The 18,651-nt window shown below is 64.6% G+C and carries 16 protein-coding genes; 12 read left to right on the forward strand and 4 right to left on the reverse strand.

Annotated elements, in window-relative coordinates; genetic code table 11:
* Positions 1 to 263 precede the first annotated feature (263 nt).
* A complete protein-coding gene (locus ACVNHC_RS01600) occupies positions 264 to 1,604 on the reverse strand; it encodes a dihydroorotase (RefSeq protein WP_457166264.1) in 1,341 nt (446 codons plus the stop codon).
* A 193-nt stretch (positions 1,605 to 1,797) separates the two neighbouring features.
* Here ACVNHC_RS01600 and ygfZ point away from each other — a divergent pair, with 193 nt between their 5' ends.
* The 4 genes from ygfZ to ACVNHC_RS01620 all read left to right on the forward strand — a co-directional run bounded on the left by ygfZ (position 1,798) and on the right by ACVNHC_RS01620 (position 4,984).
* Entirely contained in the window at positions 1,798 to 2,706 is a 909-nt protein-coding gene (gene ygfZ, locus ACVNHC_RS01605) for a CAF17-like 4Fe-4S cluster assembly/insertion protein YgfZ (protein ID WP_457166265.1), read from the forward strand.
* Positions 2,707 to 2,770: 64 nt separating this feature from the next.
* Positions 2,771 to 3,427 (forward strand): HD domain-containing protein, encoded by a 657-nt coding sequence (locus ACVNHC_RS01610; protein WP_058897781.1) that lies wholly within the window; start codon positions 2,771 to 2,773, stop codon positions 3,425 to 3,427.
* 55 nt (positions 3,428 to 3,482) lie between these two features.
* Complete coding sequence (locus ACVNHC_RS01615; protein ID WP_457166266.1) at positions 3,483 to 3,989, forward strand: tyrosine phosphatase family protein; 507 nt, start codon at positions 3,483 to 3,485, stop codon at positions 3,987 to 3,989.
* Between the two features lie 14 nt (positions 3,990 to 4,003).
* The gene (locus ACVNHC_RS01620) at positions 4,004 to 4,984 is read left to right on the forward strand and encodes an NUDIX hydrolase (protein ID WP_058897783.1); all 981 of its coding nucleotides are present in this window, start codon (positions 4,004 to 4,006) and stop codon (positions 4,982 to 4,984) included.
* Positions 4,985 to 5,077: 93 nt separating this feature from the next.
* Here the strand turns inward: ACVNHC_RS01620 and ACVNHC_RS01625 are convergent, their stop codons facing one another.
* Positions 5,078 to 6,301 carry an MFS transporter gene (locus ACVNHC_RS01625; protein ID WP_457166267.1) on the reverse strand — a complete coding sequence of 408 codons (1,224 nt, stop codon included), beginning with the start codon at positions 6,299 to 6,301 and terminating at the stop codon, positions 5,078 to 5,080.
* A gap of 393 nt (positions 6,302 to 6,694) precedes the next feature.
* Between ACVNHC_RS01625 and nadA the strand changes: the two genes are divergently transcribed.
* The 3 genes from nadA (at position 6,695) to nadC (ending at position 10,432) form a co-directional block, all read left to right on the forward strand.
* Positions 6,695 to 7,780 carry a quinolinate synthase NadA gene (gene nadA / locus ACVNHC_RS01630; protein ID WP_457166268.1) on the forward strand — a complete coding sequence of 362 codons (1,086 nt, stop codon included), beginning with the start codon at positions 6,695 to 6,697 and terminating at the stop codon, positions 7,778 to 7,780.
* A gap of 142 nt (positions 7,781 to 7,922) precedes the next feature.
* Positions 7,923 to 9,575 (forward strand): L-aspartate oxidase, encoded by a 1,653-nt coding sequence (locus ACVNHC_RS01635; protein ID WP_094462273.1) that lies wholly within the window; start codon positions 7,923 to 7,925, stop codon positions 9,573 to 9,575.
* On the forward strand, positions 9,572 to 10,432 hold the full coding sequence (gene nadC / locus ACVNHC_RS01640) for a carboxylating nicotinate-nucleotide diphosphorylase (RefSeq protein WP_055455157.1): 861 nt from the start codon (positions 9,572 to 9,574) through the stop codon (positions 10,430 to 10,432). Before ACVNHC_RS01635 ends, nadC begins: the two co-directional genes overlap by 4 nt.
* Before the next feature lie 204 nt (positions 10,433 to 10,636).
* Here nadC and ACVNHC_RS01645 read toward each other — a convergent pair whose 3' ends face one another.
* Entirely contained in the window at positions 10,637 to 11,869 is a 1,233-nt protein-coding gene (locus ACVNHC_RS01645) for a cell wall hydrolase (protein ID WP_058897787.1), read from the reverse strand.
* A gap of 510 nt (positions 11,870 to 12,379) precedes the next feature.
* Positions 12,380 to 14,056, reverse strand: coding sequence for an electron transfer flavoprotein-ubiquinone oxidoreductase (locus ACVNHC_RS01650; RefSeq protein ID WP_457166269.1), 1,677 nt, complete (start codon positions 14,054 to 14,056; stop codon positions 12,380 to 12,382).
* A gap of 269 nt (positions 14,057 to 14,325) precedes the next feature.
* On the opposite strand from ACVNHC_RS01650, the gene ACVNHC_RS01655 reads away from it, so the two are divergent.
* The 5 genes from ACVNHC_RS01655 to ACVNHC_RS01675 all read left to right on the forward strand — a co-directional run bounded on the left by ACVNHC_RS01655 (position 14,326) and on the right by ACVNHC_RS01675 (position 18,606).
* Positions 14,326 to 15,360: a uracil-DNA glycosylase gene (locus ACVNHC_RS01655; RefSeq protein ID WP_123193681.1), complete on the forward strand. Its 1,035-nt coding sequence runs from the start codon at positions 14,326 to 14,328 to the stop codon at positions 15,358 to 15,360.
* A gap of 78 nt (positions 15,361 to 15,438) precedes the next feature.
* Positions 15,439 to 16,149: a PilZ domain-containing protein gene (locus tag ACVNHC_RS01660; protein WP_457166270.1), complete on the forward strand. Its 711-nt coding sequence runs from the start codon at positions 15,439 to 15,441 to the stop codon at positions 16,147 to 16,149.
* 51 nt (positions 16,150 to 16,200) lie between these two features.
* Positions 16,201 to 17,064: a S49 family peptidase gene (locus ACVNHC_RS01665; protein ID WP_457166271.1), complete on the forward strand. Its 864-nt coding sequence runs from the start codon at positions 16,201 to 16,203 to the stop codon at positions 17,062 to 17,064.
* A 96-nt stretch (positions 17,065 to 17,160) separates the two neighbouring features.
* A complete protein-coding gene (locus ACVNHC_RS01670; RefSeq protein ID WP_050471935.1) occupies positions 17,161 to 17,343 on the forward strand; it encodes a hypothetical protein in 183 nt (60 codons plus the stop codon).
* A gap of 306 nt (positions 17,344 to 17,649) precedes the next feature.
* Positions 17,650 to 18,606 (forward strand): glycine--tRNA ligase subunit alpha, encoded by a 957-nt coding sequence (locus ACVNHC_RS01675; RefSeq protein WP_058897792.1) that lies wholly within the window; start codon positions 17,650 to 17,652, stop codon positions 18,604 to 18,606.
* The last annotated feature ends 45 nt before the right edge of the window (positions 18,607 to 18,651 follow it).

Genomic DNA, 18,651 nt, shown 5'->3' on the forward strand with positions numbered 1-18,651 from the left:
GAACGTCTCCGCCCCCCTCCCCCTCGTGGGGAGGGGTAAGGGGTGGGAGGCTCTGAGCCGAAAACGACATGAAAAACAGTCAGATACCTGAAAAAGCATCAGGAGGAGCAGCTGTGTGAAATTTATGAATACTCTGCCAGCCGGAAAGGCCCTTCCCCCCACCCCTAACCCCTCCCCACCAGGGGGAGGGGGGCTGAAACGCCGTGCCGTAAAGGCCAGACCGCCACCCCGCCCTGCCAGCCTGACAGCTCGGGCTACTTCCCTCAGCCCTGCGGCTGGAGGGCGTCCTGGAAGTGGACGGTTTCGCCCTGTGAGGGAGTGCTCAGCTCGCCCTGCCACATCACCTTGTGGCCGCGCACGAAGGTGCCGACGGGCCAGCCGGTGACTTCCACGCCGTCATAGGGCGTCCAGCCCACGCGGGAGGCGATCCACTCGTTGCGGATGGTTTCCTTGCGCTTCATGTCGACGATGGTGAAATCGGCGTCATAGCCAACGGCAATGCGGCCCTTGCGCGCCATGTTGAACAGGCGGGCGGGGCCGGCGCTGGTCATGTCGACGAAACGCTCCAGCGTCAGCCGCCCGGCATTGACGTGATCGAGCATGGTCGGCACCAGCGTCTGCACGCCGGTCATGCCGGAATGGGAGCCCGGATAGGCGTGGTCCTTTTCCTCGCGGGTGTGCGGGGCATGGTCGGAGCCGAGAATATCGGCAACACCCTGATTGACGCCCCACCACAGGCGCTTCTGATGCGATAGATCACGCACCGGCGGGTTCATCTGGGTATAGGTGCCAAGCCGCTCGTAGCAGTCCGGGGCAAACAGCGTCAGGTGATGCGGCGTCACTTCCGTGCTGGCCACATCACGGTGATCCGCCAGATATTCCATCTCGTCGCCGGTGGAAATATGCAGCACATGCACCCGCTTGCCGAGGCGGCGGGCCAGCGTCACGAGGCGCTGGGTGGCCAGCAGCGCCGCCGTTTCATCGCGCCAGACCGGGTGCGAACGGGGATCACCCGGCACGCGCAGGTTCATCCGGTCGCGCAGGCGCATTTCGTCCTCGCAGTGGAACGAGGCGCGGCGGGTGATCTTCTTCAGGATCTTTGCCAGGTTCTCGTCATCCTCCACCAGCAGGTTGCCGGTTGACGAGCCGATGAAGACCTTGATGCCGGCTGCGCCCGGCAGCTTTTCCAGCATCGGAATTTCTTCGATGTTTTCCGCCGTGCCGCCGACGAAGAAGGCAAAGTCGCAGTGCATGCGGTGATGGCCGGCCGCCACCTTTGCCGCCAGCGTTTCGGCCGTGGTGGTGTTCGGGTTGGTGTTCGGCATCTCGAACACCGCCGTCACACCGCCCATGACGGCGGCGCGGGAACCGGTTTCAAGGTCTTCCTTGTGGGTGAGGCCCGGCTCGCGGAAATGCACCTGCGTGTCGATGACGCCCGGCAGAATGGTCAGGCCCTTGCAGTCGATGACTTCCGCCGCTGTCTCGCTGCGCAGATCACCGATGGCGGAAATGCGCCCGCCGCGCACGGCCACATCACGGATGGCCGTGCCGTCCTGATTGACGATCGTCGCGCCGGTGAGAATGAGATCATGGGCAGCAGACATTGATGACTCCTCTTCCATCTTCGGCGCGGGCCTTGGCGCACGGCTTTTTCTGGCGCGCTTATACGATTGGCAGGGCGCACGGGTCCACAGGCTTTTCGGGAAAGAGCCTGCCCGGCAACGCCGCGCCTTGCCGCCGGGCAGGCGCGGGGCTATCTCAACGGGAGAGATATACGCAGTTTCACTGGAGGCCTTCATGTCCGCTGCCCGTTTTGCCCTTCTGCCTGACCGAGGCCTCGTGCGGGTGAGCGGGCCGGAAGCCACGCATTTCCTGCAGAACCTGCTGACCCGCGACGTGGAAGGCCTGACCACGGGCGAAGCAGCCTTTGCCGCCTTGCTGACACCGCAGGGCAAGATCCTGTTCGATTTTCTGGTGCTGAAGGATGCGGATGGCTTCCTGCTCGACACGCCGGCCTCGCAGGTGGCAGCGCTTGTGAAGCGGCTCGGTTTCTACCGGCTTCGCGCCAAGGTGACGCTGGAGGATAGCACCAGCACCCACGAGGTGGCGGTGGCCTTCGGCGGTGCCCTGCCCGCTATGCCACTGGCGCCGGATGTTCTGGCCGCGAGCGACCCGCGCCTTGCCGCGCTGGGGCTGCGGGTTGCCGGGCCGAAGGGGCTGGCAGGCATTCTGGAAGGCCTCGGCTTGCAGGCGGCAGAGCCCGCAGATTGGCATGCCCACCGCATCGGCCTTGGCGTGCCGGAGGCCGAAAGCGACTTTGCCTATGGCGAGATCTTCCCCCATGACGCGGACATGGACCAGCTGAACGGCGTCTCCTTCCGCAAGGGCTGCTACGTGGGGCAGGAGATCGTCTCGCGCATGGAGCACCGCTCCACGGCCCGCAAGCGCTTCGTCATGGTGGAAGCAGCAGAGGCCCTGCCCGCCATGGGCAGCCCGGTGCTGGCCGGGGAGCAGGAGGTGGGCACGCTTGGATCCTCCTCAGGCGGCCGGGGACTGGCGCTGCTGCGGCTTGACAAGGTGAAGGCGGCCCTCGACAAGGGCGTCCAGCTGACCGCTGCCGGAACGGCGCTTGATGTGACGCTGCCCGGTTGGGCGCGTTTCACCTGGCCCGAAAGCGGCAGCGGCGCAGGCACGGACAGCGCCTGATCAGCCCTTCAACCCTTTCGCCGCACCGGCCCAAGACTGATGGCCCAAGACTGACGGAGCATCCATGGCTGCCGACCGCCCCGAACTTCCGCCCCGCGCCTGGCAGCGCATGCTTTCCGGCCGCAGGCTCGACCTGCTGGACCCTTCGCCGCTGGATGTGGAACTGTCCGACATTGCCCACGGCCTTGCCCGTGTCGCCCGCTGGAACGGCCAGACGCACGGCGACCACGCCTTTTCCGTCGCCCAGCACAGCCTCGTGGTGGAAGACATCGCCCTGCAGCTGAAGCCGGACCTGACGCCGCAGTGGCGGCTGGCCGTGCTTTTGCACGATGCGCCGGAATATGTGATCGGCGACATGATCTCCCCCTTCAAGGCGGTGATGGGCGGCGACTACAAGCTGGTGGAAGGCCGTCTGCAGGAAGCCATCCACAGGCGTTTCGGCCTGCCGGGCAAGCTGCCGGAGGCTGTCAAGAAACTGGCGAAGAAGGCCGATATCATCTGCGCTTACTTCGAGGCGGTGGAACTGGCAGGATTCGGTGATGAGGAGGCAGGCAAGATCTTCGGACGGCCCAAGGGCTTCGGCACCGGCCCGGCCAATGCTCCGCGCCTTGGCCTTGAACCGATGCCCGCAGCTGCCGCCCAGATTGCCTTCACCGAACGCTTCGAGGCCATAGCCGCCCTTGCCGCAAACACGCCGCAGAAGGCTGCGCGCGGGCGGTGACGCAGGGGTGTAAAAAGGTTACTCTTCAAAGACACAGTTTCAGGATGACCAATTGATGCTTTACGTGTCTTCTCTTTCCCGCCTCAAGGAAACGGTGGAGTGGACGGGCGCCACCCGCATGGTCAGCCTGATCAATGCCGGCACGCCGGTGGAACGGCCCCAGTCCATTGCGGCGGACAATCACCTGTTCCTTGGCTTCAACGACATCGTGGACCCGGTGGAAGGCCTCGTGCCGCCCGGCGAAGCGCATGTGAGCTCGCTTCTGGACTTCGTGCAGGACTGGGACAAGGCCGCCCCGCTGGTCATCCATTGCTGGGCGGGAATCAGCCGGTCTACGGCGGGCGCCTTCATCACCGCCTGTGCGCTGACGCCGGATGCGGATGAGGCGGAGCTTGCCTCGGTTCTGCGCGCCCGTGCCCCCTCCGCAACGCCCAATGCCAGGCTGGTGGCGATTGCCGACCGCATGCTTGCCCGCGACGGGCGCATGATCGAGGCGATCCGGGCCATCGGCCGCGGGGCTGATGCCTTCGAGGGCACGCCCTTCGAAATGCCTCTGGCCTGAAGGAGCGGGCGCGGATGAACCAGACCACGGCAACCATCGAGATCGGCCTGAATGCCGTGATCGTTGCCGTGCGCGAGGGCGTGCCGCAGGTCGTCACCTTTGCCGGTGGCGGAGAGGACGAGGCCGAGGGCCTGCCCTTCGGCCCTTTCGATCCGCTGCATCACCGCACCTTTGAAAGCGGGTTGCGCACCTGGGTGGAGGAACAGACCGCCCTCACCATCGGCTATGTGGAGCAGCTGTACACCTTCGGCGACCGGGGCCGCCACATGACCAGCGGCGACAGCGGCCCGCATGTGGTGTCCGTCGGCTATCTCGCCCTCACCCGCAAGAGCGCGGACAGCGAGGATGTGCTGTCGCAGCATCATTCGTCCTGGCGGTCCTGGTATGACTATTTCCCCTGGGAAGACTGGCGTGACGGGCGGCCTGCGATGCTCGACCGCGATCTTCTGCCCGCGCTGCACGCTGCCTCCGGCCGCATGCCGCCGGAAGCGCCACACAGCGGCCTTGGCCGGGCCGAGCGCATCCGCCTTGCCTTTGGCGAGGATGAAGGCAGCTGGGACGAGGAGCGGGCGCTCGACCGCTATGAACTGATCTATGGCGCCGGGCTTGTGCAGGAGGCCCTGCGTGACGGGCGGCCCGAGGCGCTGGCCTGCCCGGATCTGCCGAAATTCGGCCGCCCCATGCGTTTCGATCACCGCCGGGTGCTGGCCACTGCCCTCTCGCGCCTGCGCGGCAAGCTGAAATACCGCCCGGTGATCTTCGAGCTGATGCCCGACACCTTCACCCTCACCGAATTGCAGCAGACGGTGGAAGCGATCTTCGGGCGGCACCTGCACAAGCAGAACTTCCGCCGCCTCGTGGAAAACGCCGAGCTGGTGGAGCCCACCGGCGCCACCTCCACCGCCACCGGCGGCCGCCCCGCCGCCCTCTTCCGCTTCCGCCGCGAAATCCTGAAGGAACGTCCCGCCCCGGGGCTCAGGGTTGGCGGGCGGTGAGGCAAGAGAGACAAAGGCACATCCTCTCCATCGTCATCCCGGATCGCGTAGGCGCGCCCGGGATGACGATGGAGAGGTAGAGGTGCAGATCACTCACTCCGCCGCAGCGAGGCGGGCGACGGGTTGTTCGCGGATCGGCCAGTGGACGATGGCCGCGAGAAGGCCGAGGGCGATGCCGAGCCACCAGACCGCATCATAGGAGCCCAGCTCGTCATAGAGCTTGCCGCCCAGCCAGACACCGAGGAACGAGCCGAGCTGGTGCGACAGGAAGACGAAACCGAAGAGCGTTGCCATGTAGCGCGGGCCGAACATGACCGCCACAAGGCCGGACGTGGGCGGCACGGTGGACAGCCACAGAAAGCCCATGGCCGCCGAGAAGATCAGCACCGAGGCCGGTGAGGCCGGGGCCATGAGGAACAGGGTGATGGCGACCGCACGGGCAAAGTAGATCAGCGACAGGAAATGCGGCTTGGAATGGCGCGTGCCGATATAGCCCGACGCCAGCGATCCAAAGACATTGCACAGGCCGATGAGGGCGATGGCATAGCCGCCCCAGCGTGCCTCAAGTCCAAGGTCGGAGATGTAGGGCGGCAGATGCACGGTGATGAAAGCCACATGGAAGCCGCAGACGAAGAAGCCCAGCGTCAGCAGCAGATAGCCGCGTGTCCTGAAGGCTTCTGAAATGGCCTGACCCAGGTTCTGGTCGGCGCTTGTCCCGGCATAGGCGGCTGCATCCGGCTTGCCGCGCAGGGCGATGGCGAGCAGCGGGAGAAGCGCCATCAGGCCGGAGAAGGCCAGTAGCGTGTTGTGCCAGCCGATTTCGGCAATCAGCCCGGCCCCCAGCGGCGCAAACAGAAACTGGCCCAGCGAACCGGAGGCCGTGCCGACACCAAAGGCGAGGGAGCGCTTTTCCGGCGTCACCGTGCGGGCAAAGGCGGCGAGCACCATGGAGAAACTGGAGAAGGCAATGCCAAGGCCGATCAGCACGCCGCCGGTCATGTGCAGCGCCACCGGCGAGGTGGCGTCCGCCATCAGCCACAGGCCCGAGCCATAGAACACCGCGCCAAGGGCAATCGTCTTCCACGTGCCGAACCGGTCGGCAAACATGCCCGCCACCGGCTGGCCGATGCCCCACATCAGGTTCTGGATGGCGATGGCCAGCGAGAAGATCTCCCGCGACCAGTCGCGCGCTTCGGTCATCGGCTGGAAGAACATGCCCATGGTCGAGCGCGGCCCGAAGGACAGAAGCGCAATGGCACAGCCGCAGATGATGATCAGCGGAATATTGGCCCTTGCAGGCGTTGAAGCTGCGGACATGCCCGGTTTCTCCGATTCACACACTCCGGGCCGTGTGATGAGCCCCTCGCCCGCTACTATGCGCCTGCGCCTTTGTCACTCAAGTGAATGTTTGTGATGCAGGGATGAGAGCTTCTTATGGGCCGTTTGAACAGGGGCTTTGTTTTGGAACGGCCTCGCCTCCAATCCGCAACCCATTGCCAGCACACAAACAAGCCTCTGGAAAATATCATCTTTTCAAAAATATGACACTTTTCTGCAGAAAGTGTGGATTTGGTCTGCGGGCAGGACTATATAAGCTCAGGAAGAGCAAAAGACGGTGGCAGGCAAGGGGCGGTCAGTCCCGTTTTCTTTTACCGGCCATATGCTCAAAATGAGCATAATAGATCTGAGCTCCAAAGGGAGTACGGCCCTATGGCTACCACGCTGATTTCCTCACGTTCCGCCTGCGAGGTCAGGCCTGCAGCGGAGCTGGCGATTGACCGTCATGGTGCGGTGAACCGTCCGGACCTGGCCTATACGGAAGAGGTGGCGCGCGAGACGGCGCCCATCTACGAGAAGGTCAAGCACATCATCCCCGCCATCGAGTGGCCCGCTCTTGCGCCGACGATCCATGCGATCAACAAGCTCAAGAAGGAGCGCAACGCCGTCATCCTGGCGCATAACTACATGACGCCGGATATCTATCACGGCGTGGCGGATGTGGTGGGCGACAGCCTGCAGCTGGCCATCGAGGCAACCCGCACCAGTGCGGACGTGATCGTCCAGTGCGGCGTGCATTTCATGGCCGAGACCTCCAAGATCCTCAATCCGTCGAAGACGGTGCTGATCCCCGACAGCCGCGCCGGCTGCTCGCTGGCCGAGTCCATCACTGCTGAAGATGTGCGTGCCCTGCGCGAGCGCAATCCCGGCGTGCCGATCATCACCTATGTGAACACCTCTGCCGCCGTGAAGGCCGAGTGCGACATCTGCTGCACCTCGTCCAACGCCGTGCAGGTGGTGGAAAGCCTTGGCGTGGACCGCGTGTTCCTGATCCCGGACAAGTATCTGGCCGCCAACGTCGCCCGCAAGACCAACGTGGAAGTGCTGGTCTGGGATGGCGCCTGCGAGGTGCATGAGCGCTTCACCGCGCAGGAGCTGCGCGACTACCGTAAGATCGATCCGGACGTGAAGATCATTGCCCATCCGGAATGCCCGCCGGAAGTGGTGGACGAGGCCGACTTTGCCGGCTCGACCAAGCACATGATCGACTGGGTGAAGGAAAAGAAGCCCGCCAAGGTGATGATGATCACCGAATGCTCCATGGCGGACAATGTGGCGAGCGAGACGCCGGGCGTGGACTATATCCGCCCCTGCAACCTGTGCCCGCACATGAAGCGCATCACCCTGTCCAAGATCCTCGATGCCCTGATCGAGATGAAAGAAGAAGTCACGGTTGATCCCGCCGTCGCCGGCCTTGCGCGCCGGGCGGTGGAACGTATGATCAACCTGAAGAGCTGACCGGCAAGCCGGCGCGTCACCCTGGCGCGCCGGCCTGTCCTGTTTTCTGACCCGCCCGGACCTTCCCTCCCCCATCTGTCCGGGTGCGGCCTTGCGGCCGGAGGCGGAGCTGCCTTCCGGCGCCGTTTGGAAAGCCCCTGCGATGGCAATACGTAGCGAAATCCTGGCCCCCTCCCTGTCTGCGCGCGGCGTGGACGATGTGGTGATCCTCGGAGGTGGTCTTGCAGGCCTGTTCTGCGCGCTGAAACTCAGCCCGCGCCCCGTCACCATCATCAGCAATGCGCCGATCGGTGAAGGGGCCTCCTCGGCCTGGGCGCAGGGCGGCATTGCCGCTGCCGTTTCCGACGGGGACACATCCGAAAGCCATCTCGCCGATACGCTGGCCGTGGGCGGCGGCATCTGCCAGGACAAGATCGTTGCCATGATGACGGCGGAAGCGCCGCGCCGGGTGCATGACCTGCTGAGCTATGGCGTGCCCTTTGACAAGGATCTGGAGGGCCGCCTGCAGGTCTCGCGCGAGGCAGCCCATTCCCAGAGCCGCGTGGTGCGCGTGCGCGGGGACATGGCCGGACGCGCCATCATGGATGCGCTGGTGACGGCAGTGCGCAACACGCCGTCCATCCGCGTCATCGAAGGGTATCTCGGCGAAAGCCTGATCACCGAAGGCCGTTATGTCACGGGTGTGATGGCGCGCCGCCGCGGCGGGCTGGAGCGCCTCGCCTTCCAGGCACCGGCCGTTGTTCTGGCGTCCGGCGGCATCGGCCATCTCTATTCCGTCACCACCAATCCGGGTGAGGCCAATGGCCACGGCCTCGGCATGGCAGCCCGCGCCGGGGCCGTTCTGGCGGATGCGGAGTTCGTGCAGTTCCACCCCACCGCTCTGGATCTTGGCCGTGATCCGGCACCGCTGGCCACCGAAGCCCTGCGCGGCGAAGGCGCGATCCTTGTGAACGCCGCCGGTGAGCGCTTCATGCAGAAGGTGCATCCGCTGGCCGAACTGGCCCCGCGTGACATCGTCGCCCGCGCCGTCTTCCGCGAGCGGGCCGCCGGGCGCGGCGTGTTCCTTGATTGCCGCGAGGCAATCGGCGCAGGCTTTGCCGAACACTTCCCCACCGTTTACGCCACCTGCATTGCTGCGGGCATCGACCCGGTGACGCAGCCGATCCCGATTGCCCCGGCCGAGCATTATCACATGGGCGGCGTGCTCACGGACGCGAACGGCCGCACCTCGCTGGACGGCCTGTGGGCGGCGGGCGAAGTCGCCTCCACCGGTGCCCATGGCGCCAACCGGCTGGCCTCCAATTCGCTGCTGGAAGCCGTGGTCTTTGCCGCACGCATCGCCGAGGACATTCAGGGCCTGATGCCGACCCCGCGCACCGCCTATTGGGAAGAACTGGACGATGAACCCGGCCTGCCCAGCCAGCGCAACCACGATGAGCGCACCGCCATCTCCATCCTGCGCCAGACGATGAATGATCTGGTGGGCGTGGAGCGGGATGCGGACGGGCTGCAGACCGCCCTCGCCCGCATCGCTGCGGCCGAAGCGCGGGTGCAGCGCACCTCCATCCGCAACATGATGATTGCGGGCAAGATCGTGGCCGCAGCCGCTTTCCTGCGCAAGGAAAGCCGGGGCGCGCATTACCGCTCCGACTTCCCGCAGGCCGATCCGGCACAGGCCAAGCGCAGCTTCCTGACGCTGGATCAGGTGAACGCAGCCGCAGCAGGCGCCAGCGAGGCGGTGAAGGACCCGCTGTCTGCCTTTGACCTCGCCAACATGGCCGGAGAAGGCGCATGACCGCCTTCCTGCCCGAACTGCCGCATCTGATGGTGGAAGACGCCGTGCGCGCTGCCCTGCTGGAAGACTGGGGCCGCGCCGGGGATATCACCTCACAGGCCACCATCGGCCCGGATGTATCGGCAAGCGCCGTCATCGCCGCGCGCAAGAACGGCGTGCTGGCGGGCATCGACCTTGCCATCACCGCCTTTGCCCTCACCTCGCCAAAGCTCAAGGTGGACGTTCTGGCCGGCGACGGCGCAAGGCTGACGCCGGGCGCCATCGTCGCCCGCATCGATGGCCCGGCACGGGCGCTGCTGGCGGCGGAACGCGTGGCGCTGAATTATCTCGGACGACTCTCCGGCATCGCCACGGCGACCGCCCGCTTTGCCGATGCGATTGCGCATACGAAGGCGAAGATCGTCTGCACCCGCAAGACGACACCGGGCCTGCGCGCCTTCGAAAAATATGCCGTGCGCTGCGGCGGCGGCTCCAATCACCGTTTCGGTCTCGATGATGCGATCCTGATCAAGGACAATCACATCGCCGTTGCGGGGGGCGTCGCCAAAGCCATCCACTCGGCCAAGGCCTTTGCCGGGCATCTGGTGAAGATCGAGGTGGAAGTGGACACGCTGGACCAGCTGCGCGAGGCGCTGGAGGCAAAGCCCGACGTCATCATGCTGGACAACATGGGCCCGGACCGCCTGCGTGAGGCTGTGGCCATCGCCGGCGGCAAGGTGCTGCTGGAAGCTTCGGGCGGCATCGACGAGACCACCGTGCGCGCCGTGGCCGAGGCTGGCGTCGACCTCATCTCCTCCGGCTGGATCACCCACTCCGCCCCGGTTCTGGATCTGGGGCTCGATATCGGCATCGGGTGATTGGGCAGAACCAGTGCCTTGACCTCTCCATCGTCATCCCGGACGCGCCCCGCGCGATCCGGGACCGGTGAGCCAGAGTGTCAATTGGTTCAGGACGTTATAGAACAGGTAAACCTCGGCTCACCGGTCCCGGATCTCCGCTTCGCTGCGTCCGGGACGACGACGGGGGGCAGTTCTCCCGCCCCTCACATTTCCTGATCAGCCTCAGTTCCAGCCGCCGGCCTTGGTCTTGTAGAAGATGTGCAGGCCGATCTGGCCGCGCTTGTTCATTTCACCGGCCCAGCGCGGCTTCACGTAGGTGGCGTGATAGTGCGTGGAGGCATCCACCATCTTCAGATATTGCTGGCCCGAGACCACTTCCTTGGCAAGGCGCTGCGCCTTGGTCCATGCGGCCTGCGAGGTGATCCGGTCCGGAATGCCGTCACAGGCGAAGGAGAACTGGCACTGGTTGCGCCTGTTCTGGTTCTGATAGACCACTTCGCAGATGGAGTTCGGATAGGCCGGGTTCTTCACCCGGTTCAGCACCACCTGAGCCACCGCGACCTGCCCCTCCTCGGATTCGCCCCGTGCCTCGAAGTAGATCGCCTCGGCCATGCAGCGCTGTTCCTTGGGTTCCACAACAGACAACGGCAACGGCTTCTGCGCCCACCAATGCGGGTTCTGCGGATCTTCCGGCGGCGGCAGGTCCACTTCATACTGTGGACCGAACAGAGCCGTGAACGGATCGCGGGACGTATCGGCCGCTTCCGGCGCATAGGCTGACACCAGCGAGAAGCCGGCTGCAGCCGCGTTGCGCGCCATCATCATGCGCTGCAGATCCATCGGCTCGCCCGCTTCCTCCGTGCCCTTGCTGCGGCCGCCCTTCGGCTGCTTGGCGGCGCTGGCGAACTGATTGCGCTGATCGGCCGTCAGCGGCTCGGGCTTGACGAAGGCAACGCGCGGCATGTCGGCCTGACCGCCGTTTCCAATGAGGCTGGCCATGGCATAGACCGAGCCGGAAGCCTGCTCCAGCATTTCCCGGTCCGGCGCCATGGACATGAAACGGTCGCCCTTGCCGGTGCGGTTGATCCGGATCTCGTCCGGCACTTCCGTCGGCAGCGTCTCGCGCACCAGAGGCTCAAGCCCCTTGATCACGGTGTTCTGCATGCCCTGCGGTGCCGATACAGTGACGCCTTCCAGCGTCAGCTCCGGCGCCGGCAGGGGCGTTGCCTGTGCCAGTGTCAAAGTGGGAGGCAGCTGCGAGCTGAAATCGACGGTCTCCAGCGCCTGCATCCAGGACGGCATGCCGCCTGCTGACATCAGTGCACTGATATCCTGCTGGCCGATGGAGCCGGTGAGACCGATGAAAGCGAGGGGGGCGGCGGCCAGCGCGTGACGGAGCTTGAAGCGCCGGCGCGGACGGATGGGCTTGCCGCAGAGATAAACGGGGCCGAACATACGCAACGCAACTCCAACCTTCCGCGCCTTTACAGGGCCGCGAACGCAACAGGGGACATCCCATCAAGACTTGACCTTGAGTTTGTCCTGTTAACCTTGAGAAGGAGTTAATGCCGCGAAATTTCCAGCCTGCCCCTGCGTTATTTTTTCTTGCGGACGCTGGACATGGTTAAGGCGTTGAATGATTTGCACAGCAAAGCCCCCACCTGCCGCCATACGCCCATGCACCGGCGCTGTAACCAGCACTGTGTCACCCCGGCCAAGCGTAGCGCGAGCCGGGGACTACTCGCTTGCAGAGAAGGGCGATTGCCCAGAGCCTGGCGGCAGGCTCTCGCCCGATGCAAGCCGTTCCGGCGTCAACACCTCTCATCGCTCTGGAAGCGAGTGGTTCCCGGATCTCCGCTTCGCTTCGTCCGGGACGACGCAGAATCTGCGGGACGGCGCGGGAATGTTCCTGTTTGCCCAAAAACAGCCCCCGGAAAGCTGGGCTCGCCGGGGGCTGAAGAAGGATCACATGTTCGGGTAGTTCGGACCGCCGGAGCCTTCCGGCACCGTCCAGGTGATGTTGCCGTTCGGGTCCTTGATGTCGCAGGTCTTGCAGTGGACGCAGTTCTGCGCGTTGATCTGGAAGCGGGGCGCGCCCTCGCCTTCCTCGACCCATTCATAGACACCGGCCGGGCAATAGCGGTTGGACGGGCCGCCGTAGACGTCGTGCTCGGAGGCCTTCTGCAGCGCCATGTCCTTCACCTTCAGGTGGACCGGCTGATCCTCCTCATGGTTGGTGTTGGACAGGAACACCGAGGACAGCTTGTCGAAGGAGACGACCCCATCGGGCTTGGGATAGGCGATCGGCTTGCACTCGGCAGCCGGCTTCAGGCTCTGCGCGTCGGTCTTGCCGTGCTTCATGGTGCCAAAGAAGGAGAAGCCGAACAGTTCGTTCGTCCACATGTCGAGGCCGCCCAGCATGACGCCCATGACCGCACCGAAGCGCGACCACAGCGGCTTGACGTTGCGCACCTTCTTCAGGTCCTTGCCGATGTCGCTTTCGCGCCAGGCGGTGTCAAAGGCCGTCAGTTCGGCATTCGCCTCACCCCGGCCCAGCGCCTCCATCACATGCTCGGCCGCGATCATGCCGGAGAGCATAGCGTTGTGCGAGCCCTTGATGCGCGGCACGTTGACGAAACCGGCGGAGCAGCCGATCAGCAGGCCACCGGGGAAAGAGAGCTTCGGAACCGACTGGTAGCCGCCCTCGGTGATGGCGCGTGCACCATAGGCAAGGCGCTTCCCGCCCTCGAAAGTGTCACGGACGGCCGGATGGGTCTTGAAGCGCTGGAACTCGTCGAAGGGCGACAGGTGCGGGTTCTGGTAGTTGAGATGCACCACGAAGCCGACGGCGACCTGATTGTCCTCCAGATGATAGAGGAAGGAGCCGCCGCCCGTGCGGTTGTCCAGCGGCCAGCCGAAGGAATGCTGCACCAGCCCCAGCTGATGCTTTGCCGGATCGATCTGCCACAATTCCTTGATGCCGATGCCGAATTTCGGCACATCCGCATCCTTGTCCAGCTCGAAGCGGGAGATGAGCTGCTTGGCCAGCGAACCGCGCACGCCTTCGGCAATCAGCACGTATTTGCCGCGCAGCTCCATGCCGCGGGTGTAGCTGTGGTTGGGCTTGCCGTCACGGCCAATGCCCATGTCACCGGTGGCAACGCCGACAACCTTGCCATCGTCGTCATAGAGCACTTCGGCGGCGGCAAAGCCGGGGTAGATCTCCACGCCCAGCTCTTCGGCCTTGGTGGCCAGCCAGCGGCAGACATTGCCCAGCGAAACGATGTAATTGCCGTGGTTGTTCATCAGCTTGGGCATCAGAACATTCGGCAGGCGCATGGAACCGGCAGGTCCCAGCACGAGGAAATGGTCAGCCGTCACCGCCGTCTTGATGGGCGTGTCCTCGCTGCGCCAGTCCGGCAGCAGGCGGTCCAGGGCAATCGGGTCAATGACTGCGCCAGAGAGAATGTGCGCGCCCACTTCCGAGCCCTTTTCCAGGACCACGACGGACAGCTCTTCGCCCTTCTCATTGGCAATCTGCTTGAGGCGAATGGCGGCGGAAAGGCCTGCGGGGCCAGCACCGACAATCACCACGTCAAAATCCATGCTTTCGCGCTCGGGCAGCTCAAGCTCTTCCGTCATCGCACTCTCCCTCTCAAGCACGCCAGACTGCGAACAGACTGGCGCAATTGCAGCAGGCGGCCCCACCCTGCCCGCTTGACTGTCTAAGCGTCGCGTCCTCTTTAGAGCAGCTCAAGTGGACCTGCAATTCCTCCGTTTCGGCTGGTTGAGACTTTACGTTAACGTAAGCGTTAGTCAACCCGTCAGCTTGCCGCAGGAATGGAACCGATATCACGGGAGAGCGGGGCAAGGCATGTTGTGTTTGCGCCATCTCCCGTTACATTGGCGGCATGATCACGTCTTTCTCAGCATCTGGCCTGACGGCCCGGCACATCGAGGCGCTTCTGGACTTTCTTCAGGGCGCCGGTGTGGATGGCTGGGTGGAAGATGACGTCATCGACCGTTTTGCCCAGTCGGCGCTGGAAGCAGAGCAGGCTGCGATGGCGCGCCAGTCGCGCGGAGCGCCGGGACCGCAGGGCATGCCGGCAGCGCCGGGCCGCAGCTTTGATGCAGGCCCTGGCATGGCGGCCCCGCGCGGCGGCGGTTTCAGCCCGCAAGATTACGGTCAGGGTCCGGTTCAGTCACGCATTGCCGGTCAAGCCGCCCCGCCGCCTCTCAATCTGCCGTCACTCAACCGCAATGCCGCGCCCGAACCGCAGGCGCAGGCACCTGTTTCTGCCTCCACGGATCCGGCGGTCATCCCCGGCGAACAGGCGGTGAAGTCTGCCCGCGAAGCGGCAAAGTCAGCCGCAACGCTGGAAGACCTGAAGGCCTGCCTTGCCGCCTTCAACGGCTGCAATCTGCGCCTCACCGCCAAGTCGCTGGTCTTTGCCGATGGCAATCCGTCCGCCCGGGTGATGCTGGTGGGCGAAGCGCCGGGCCGGGACGAGGATCTGTCCGGCGTGCCCTTCATCGGCCGCTCCGGGCAGTTGCTGGACCGGATGCTGGCGGCCATCGGGCTCGACAGATCTTCCGTCTATATCGCCAATGTCGTGCCCTGGCGCCCGCCGGGCAACCGCACGCCGACACCGCAGGAAACGGAAATCTGCCGTCCTTTCATCGCCCGGCAGATCGAACTCGCCAACCCGGACTTTCTGGTCTTTCTGGGCGCTGCGTCCGCCAAGGCGCTGACAGGCAACACGGATGGCATCCGGCGCATGCGCGGGCGCTGGATGGATTATGATGCGGGCGGCCGCAAGATCCGCGCCATCGCGACCTATCACCCGGCCTATCTCCTGCGCAGCCCGCTGGAAAAACGGCTTGCCTGGCGGGACTTCCTTGCGTTGAGACAAGCACTTTCCAGCGCAAGTGACGCAATTGGATGACCGGGCGAGCCCTTAAGTATACCCATTGTTAAAGTTGTATCAGCTAGCTCTATTATGTTGGGCGGGGCATCGTGGGCGATGACAGATACGGCATTCTCGACAAGGCGGCAAAGGCCGGACCAGACAGCGGAAAAGGCGCCGGAAAAACCATCCGTGCCGGACGGCGGAATTGTGGCCGTGGTCAAGCCTGCAGCGGCCGGGATCCCATCCGGTTTCGCAGCCCCCCGCAGGGCCAAGCCTGCACCTGATACGCAAGCGGCTCAGACTGTTCTGGCCATCGACATCGAGCGCCTGACCTGCATTCCGGCGTCCATCAGCAACCTCACACAGTGGGGGTGCCTTCTCTCCTCTCCCGATATCACGCTGCTGCAGAAGAACATCGCCCTGCGCTTCAGCGACGAAAAAAGCCTCCGCGCTGCGACGGTGACGTCGATCAACGGCAATGATGCAACGATTGTCTTTGCAGGGGTGGCGGGCGACGCCGAAAGCCAGCGCAAGGAAGCGCGCCGCGCCGTCTCGATCCAGGTGGTGCTGACGGACCCTGAACGCACACGCCGCGTCACGGGGCGCATCGTTGATGCCGCCCGTTCCGGATGCCGCGTACAGGCGGCCGGCGTCAAGCATCTGGGCAAGACCATCCATCTGCGCGTGCTGGGCATGCCCCGCGCCATCGTGGCGGAAGTCATGTGGTGCGACGATGAGGGGGCGGGCCTGCGCCTCAACTGGGAAGCTGTCAGCCAGCTGGCGGCCAAGACAAAGGCTGATTTTCTCGCGCGCGGCACTATCTAATGCTCACTGGCAGGCATCACCGCCTGCCCTGGCAAGCCGGAACGGGATTTCATGCTGACAGCAATCAAAACCAGACTGAAGAAACTCCTCGGGCGTGGCGCCGCCGCCATTCCTGTGGTCCGCCTGCAGGGCGTCATTGGCAGTACCGGCCCTTTGCGCAGCGGCCTCACGCTCGCGTCCGTGGCCAAACCGCTCGAACGGGCCTTCTCGATGAAGAAGGCTCCGGCCGTGGCGCTGATCATCAACTCGCCCGGCGGCTCACCCGTGCAGTCCCGCCTCATCTATACGCGCATCCGCGCCCTTGCCGAAGAACATGGCAAGCAGGTGCTTGTGTTCGTGGAGGATGTGGCGGCATCCGGCGGCTATATGATCGCCATCGCAGGCGATGAAATCATCGTCGATCCGTCCTCCGTGGTCGGCTCCATCGGCGTCGTCTCCGCTGGCTTTGGCTTTACCGAACTCATCAGCAAGATCGGCGTGGAACGGCGCGTCTATACCGCAGGCACCCGCAAGGTGTCGCTGGACGCCTTCAGCCCGGAGAACCCGGAAGACGTGGCGCATCTGAAGTCGCTGCAGGCCGAAATCCACGACGTGTTCATCTCCATGGTCAAGGACCGGCGCGGGGAGCTGCTCTCACAGGATCCGGATCTGTTCAGCGGCCTGTTCTGGACCGGACGCACCGCCTGCAGTCTCGGCCTTGCCGACAGGGAGGGAGATCTTGTCTCCGTGCTGAAGGAACGGTTCGGCGAGAAGGCGCAGCCGGTGCTGATCAGCCAGCCACGCGGGCTGTTCGGCCGCAGATCCTCAGGCGGCGTTGGCGGCGGCATCGGGGCCACGCTGAACGCAGGCGCCCTGACGGAGGACGTGCTGGGCGCCCTCGAAAGCCGCAGCCTGTGGGCCCGTTACGGTCTGTGACATTTTTTGACCGGAACGCCACATCTTGAGGCCCGTTTTGCCTTGCCTCCGCCACGATCGGGCGGGAGGATTGCACATCATCTGGAGATATTCCTCATGCATCCTCTCGCCATCCTCGCCCTTGCCGGAACCGCCGGTCTCCTTCTTGCCCGCGTCATGCGCCGTGAGATGGCCAAGGTGGACCAGCGCCTGTCGAAGGTTCGTCCCGCGCCGGGCACGCCCATTCCGGTGACGCTGAAGCTCGACCCCAGCACCGGCCGTTACCGGCCGCAAGACTGACTGGGCCGTTACCGGCCGCAAGACTGATTGGGCCGTTACCGGCCGCAAGACTGATTGGGCCGTTACCGGCCGCAGGACTGATCCTCCGGCGGCTGTCACCATTCATTGCGGACTGTCAGCCAGGCACCAGTTCCTCTCCCCCCTTGAGGGGGAGATGCCCCCGGCAGGCTGACAGGCACCCAAATCACGCGCCTGCGTGCGGGTGCGGCTTGACCTTGTCCCGCCTCCGTGGCACCTCTCCGGCCAATCAGGGCGGCGGCCAGCTGCGCCGTGCCCTCTCCGTCTCGAACGACCGGGAAATGCCAGATGCCGAATGAAACCCTTCCGGACCACATGCGCCCTGAAAATTCCTTTCAGGCGCTGATCCTGACCCTGCAGCGCTACTGGGCGGATCAGGGCTGCGTCGTGCTGCAGCCCTATGACATGGAAGTGGGAGCAGGCACGTTCCATCCGGCGACGACGCTGCGCTCGCTTGGGCCGCGCCCGTGGAAGGCAGCCTATGTGCAGCCCTCGCGCCGCCCCTCCGACGGCCGTTATGGCGAGAACCCGAACCGCCTGCAGCACTATTACCAGTTTCAGGTGATCCTGAAGCCTTCGCCGGAGAACCTGCAGGAACTCTACCTCAACAGCCTCTACGCCATCGGCCTCGACCCGTCGGTACATGACGTGCGTTTCGTGGAGGACGACTGGGAGAGCCCCACCCTCGGAGCCTGGGGCCTTGGCTGGGAATGCTGGTGTGACGGCATGGAAGTGTCGCAGTTCACCTATTTCCAGCAGGTGGCCGGTTTCGAGTGCTCACCCGTCTCCGGGGAACTGACCTACGGGCTGGAGCGCCTGGCCATGTATATTCAGGGCGTCGATAACGTCTATGACCTGAATTACAACGGCCGCGAAGGCGCGGACAAGATCACCTATGGCGATGTGTTCCTGCAGGCCGAGCAGGAGTACTCGCGGCATAATTTCGAGCATGCGGACACAGAAATGCTGTTCCGCCACTTCCGCGATGCGGAAGAAGAATGCCGCCGCCTGCTCGCCGCTGGCGAAGCGGCTAAGGAAGCGGCCGGCGCCGATGTGCATCAGATGGTGCTTCCCGCCTATGACCAGTGCATCAAGGCGAGCCACGCCTTCAACCTGCTGGATGCACGTGGCGTCATTTCGGTGACCGAACGCCAGAGCTACATCCTGCGGGTGCGCGAGCTGGCCAAGGCCTGCGGCGGCGCCTTCCTGCAGACGGCAGCGGGCGGCGTCGGCTATTCGGGCTGAGACCGCCTTTCACCATCAAAATCCGGCAGACATGACAGAGGGGCA

The sequence above is a fragment of the Pannonibacter sp. Q-1 genome (genome assembly GCF_054073275.1).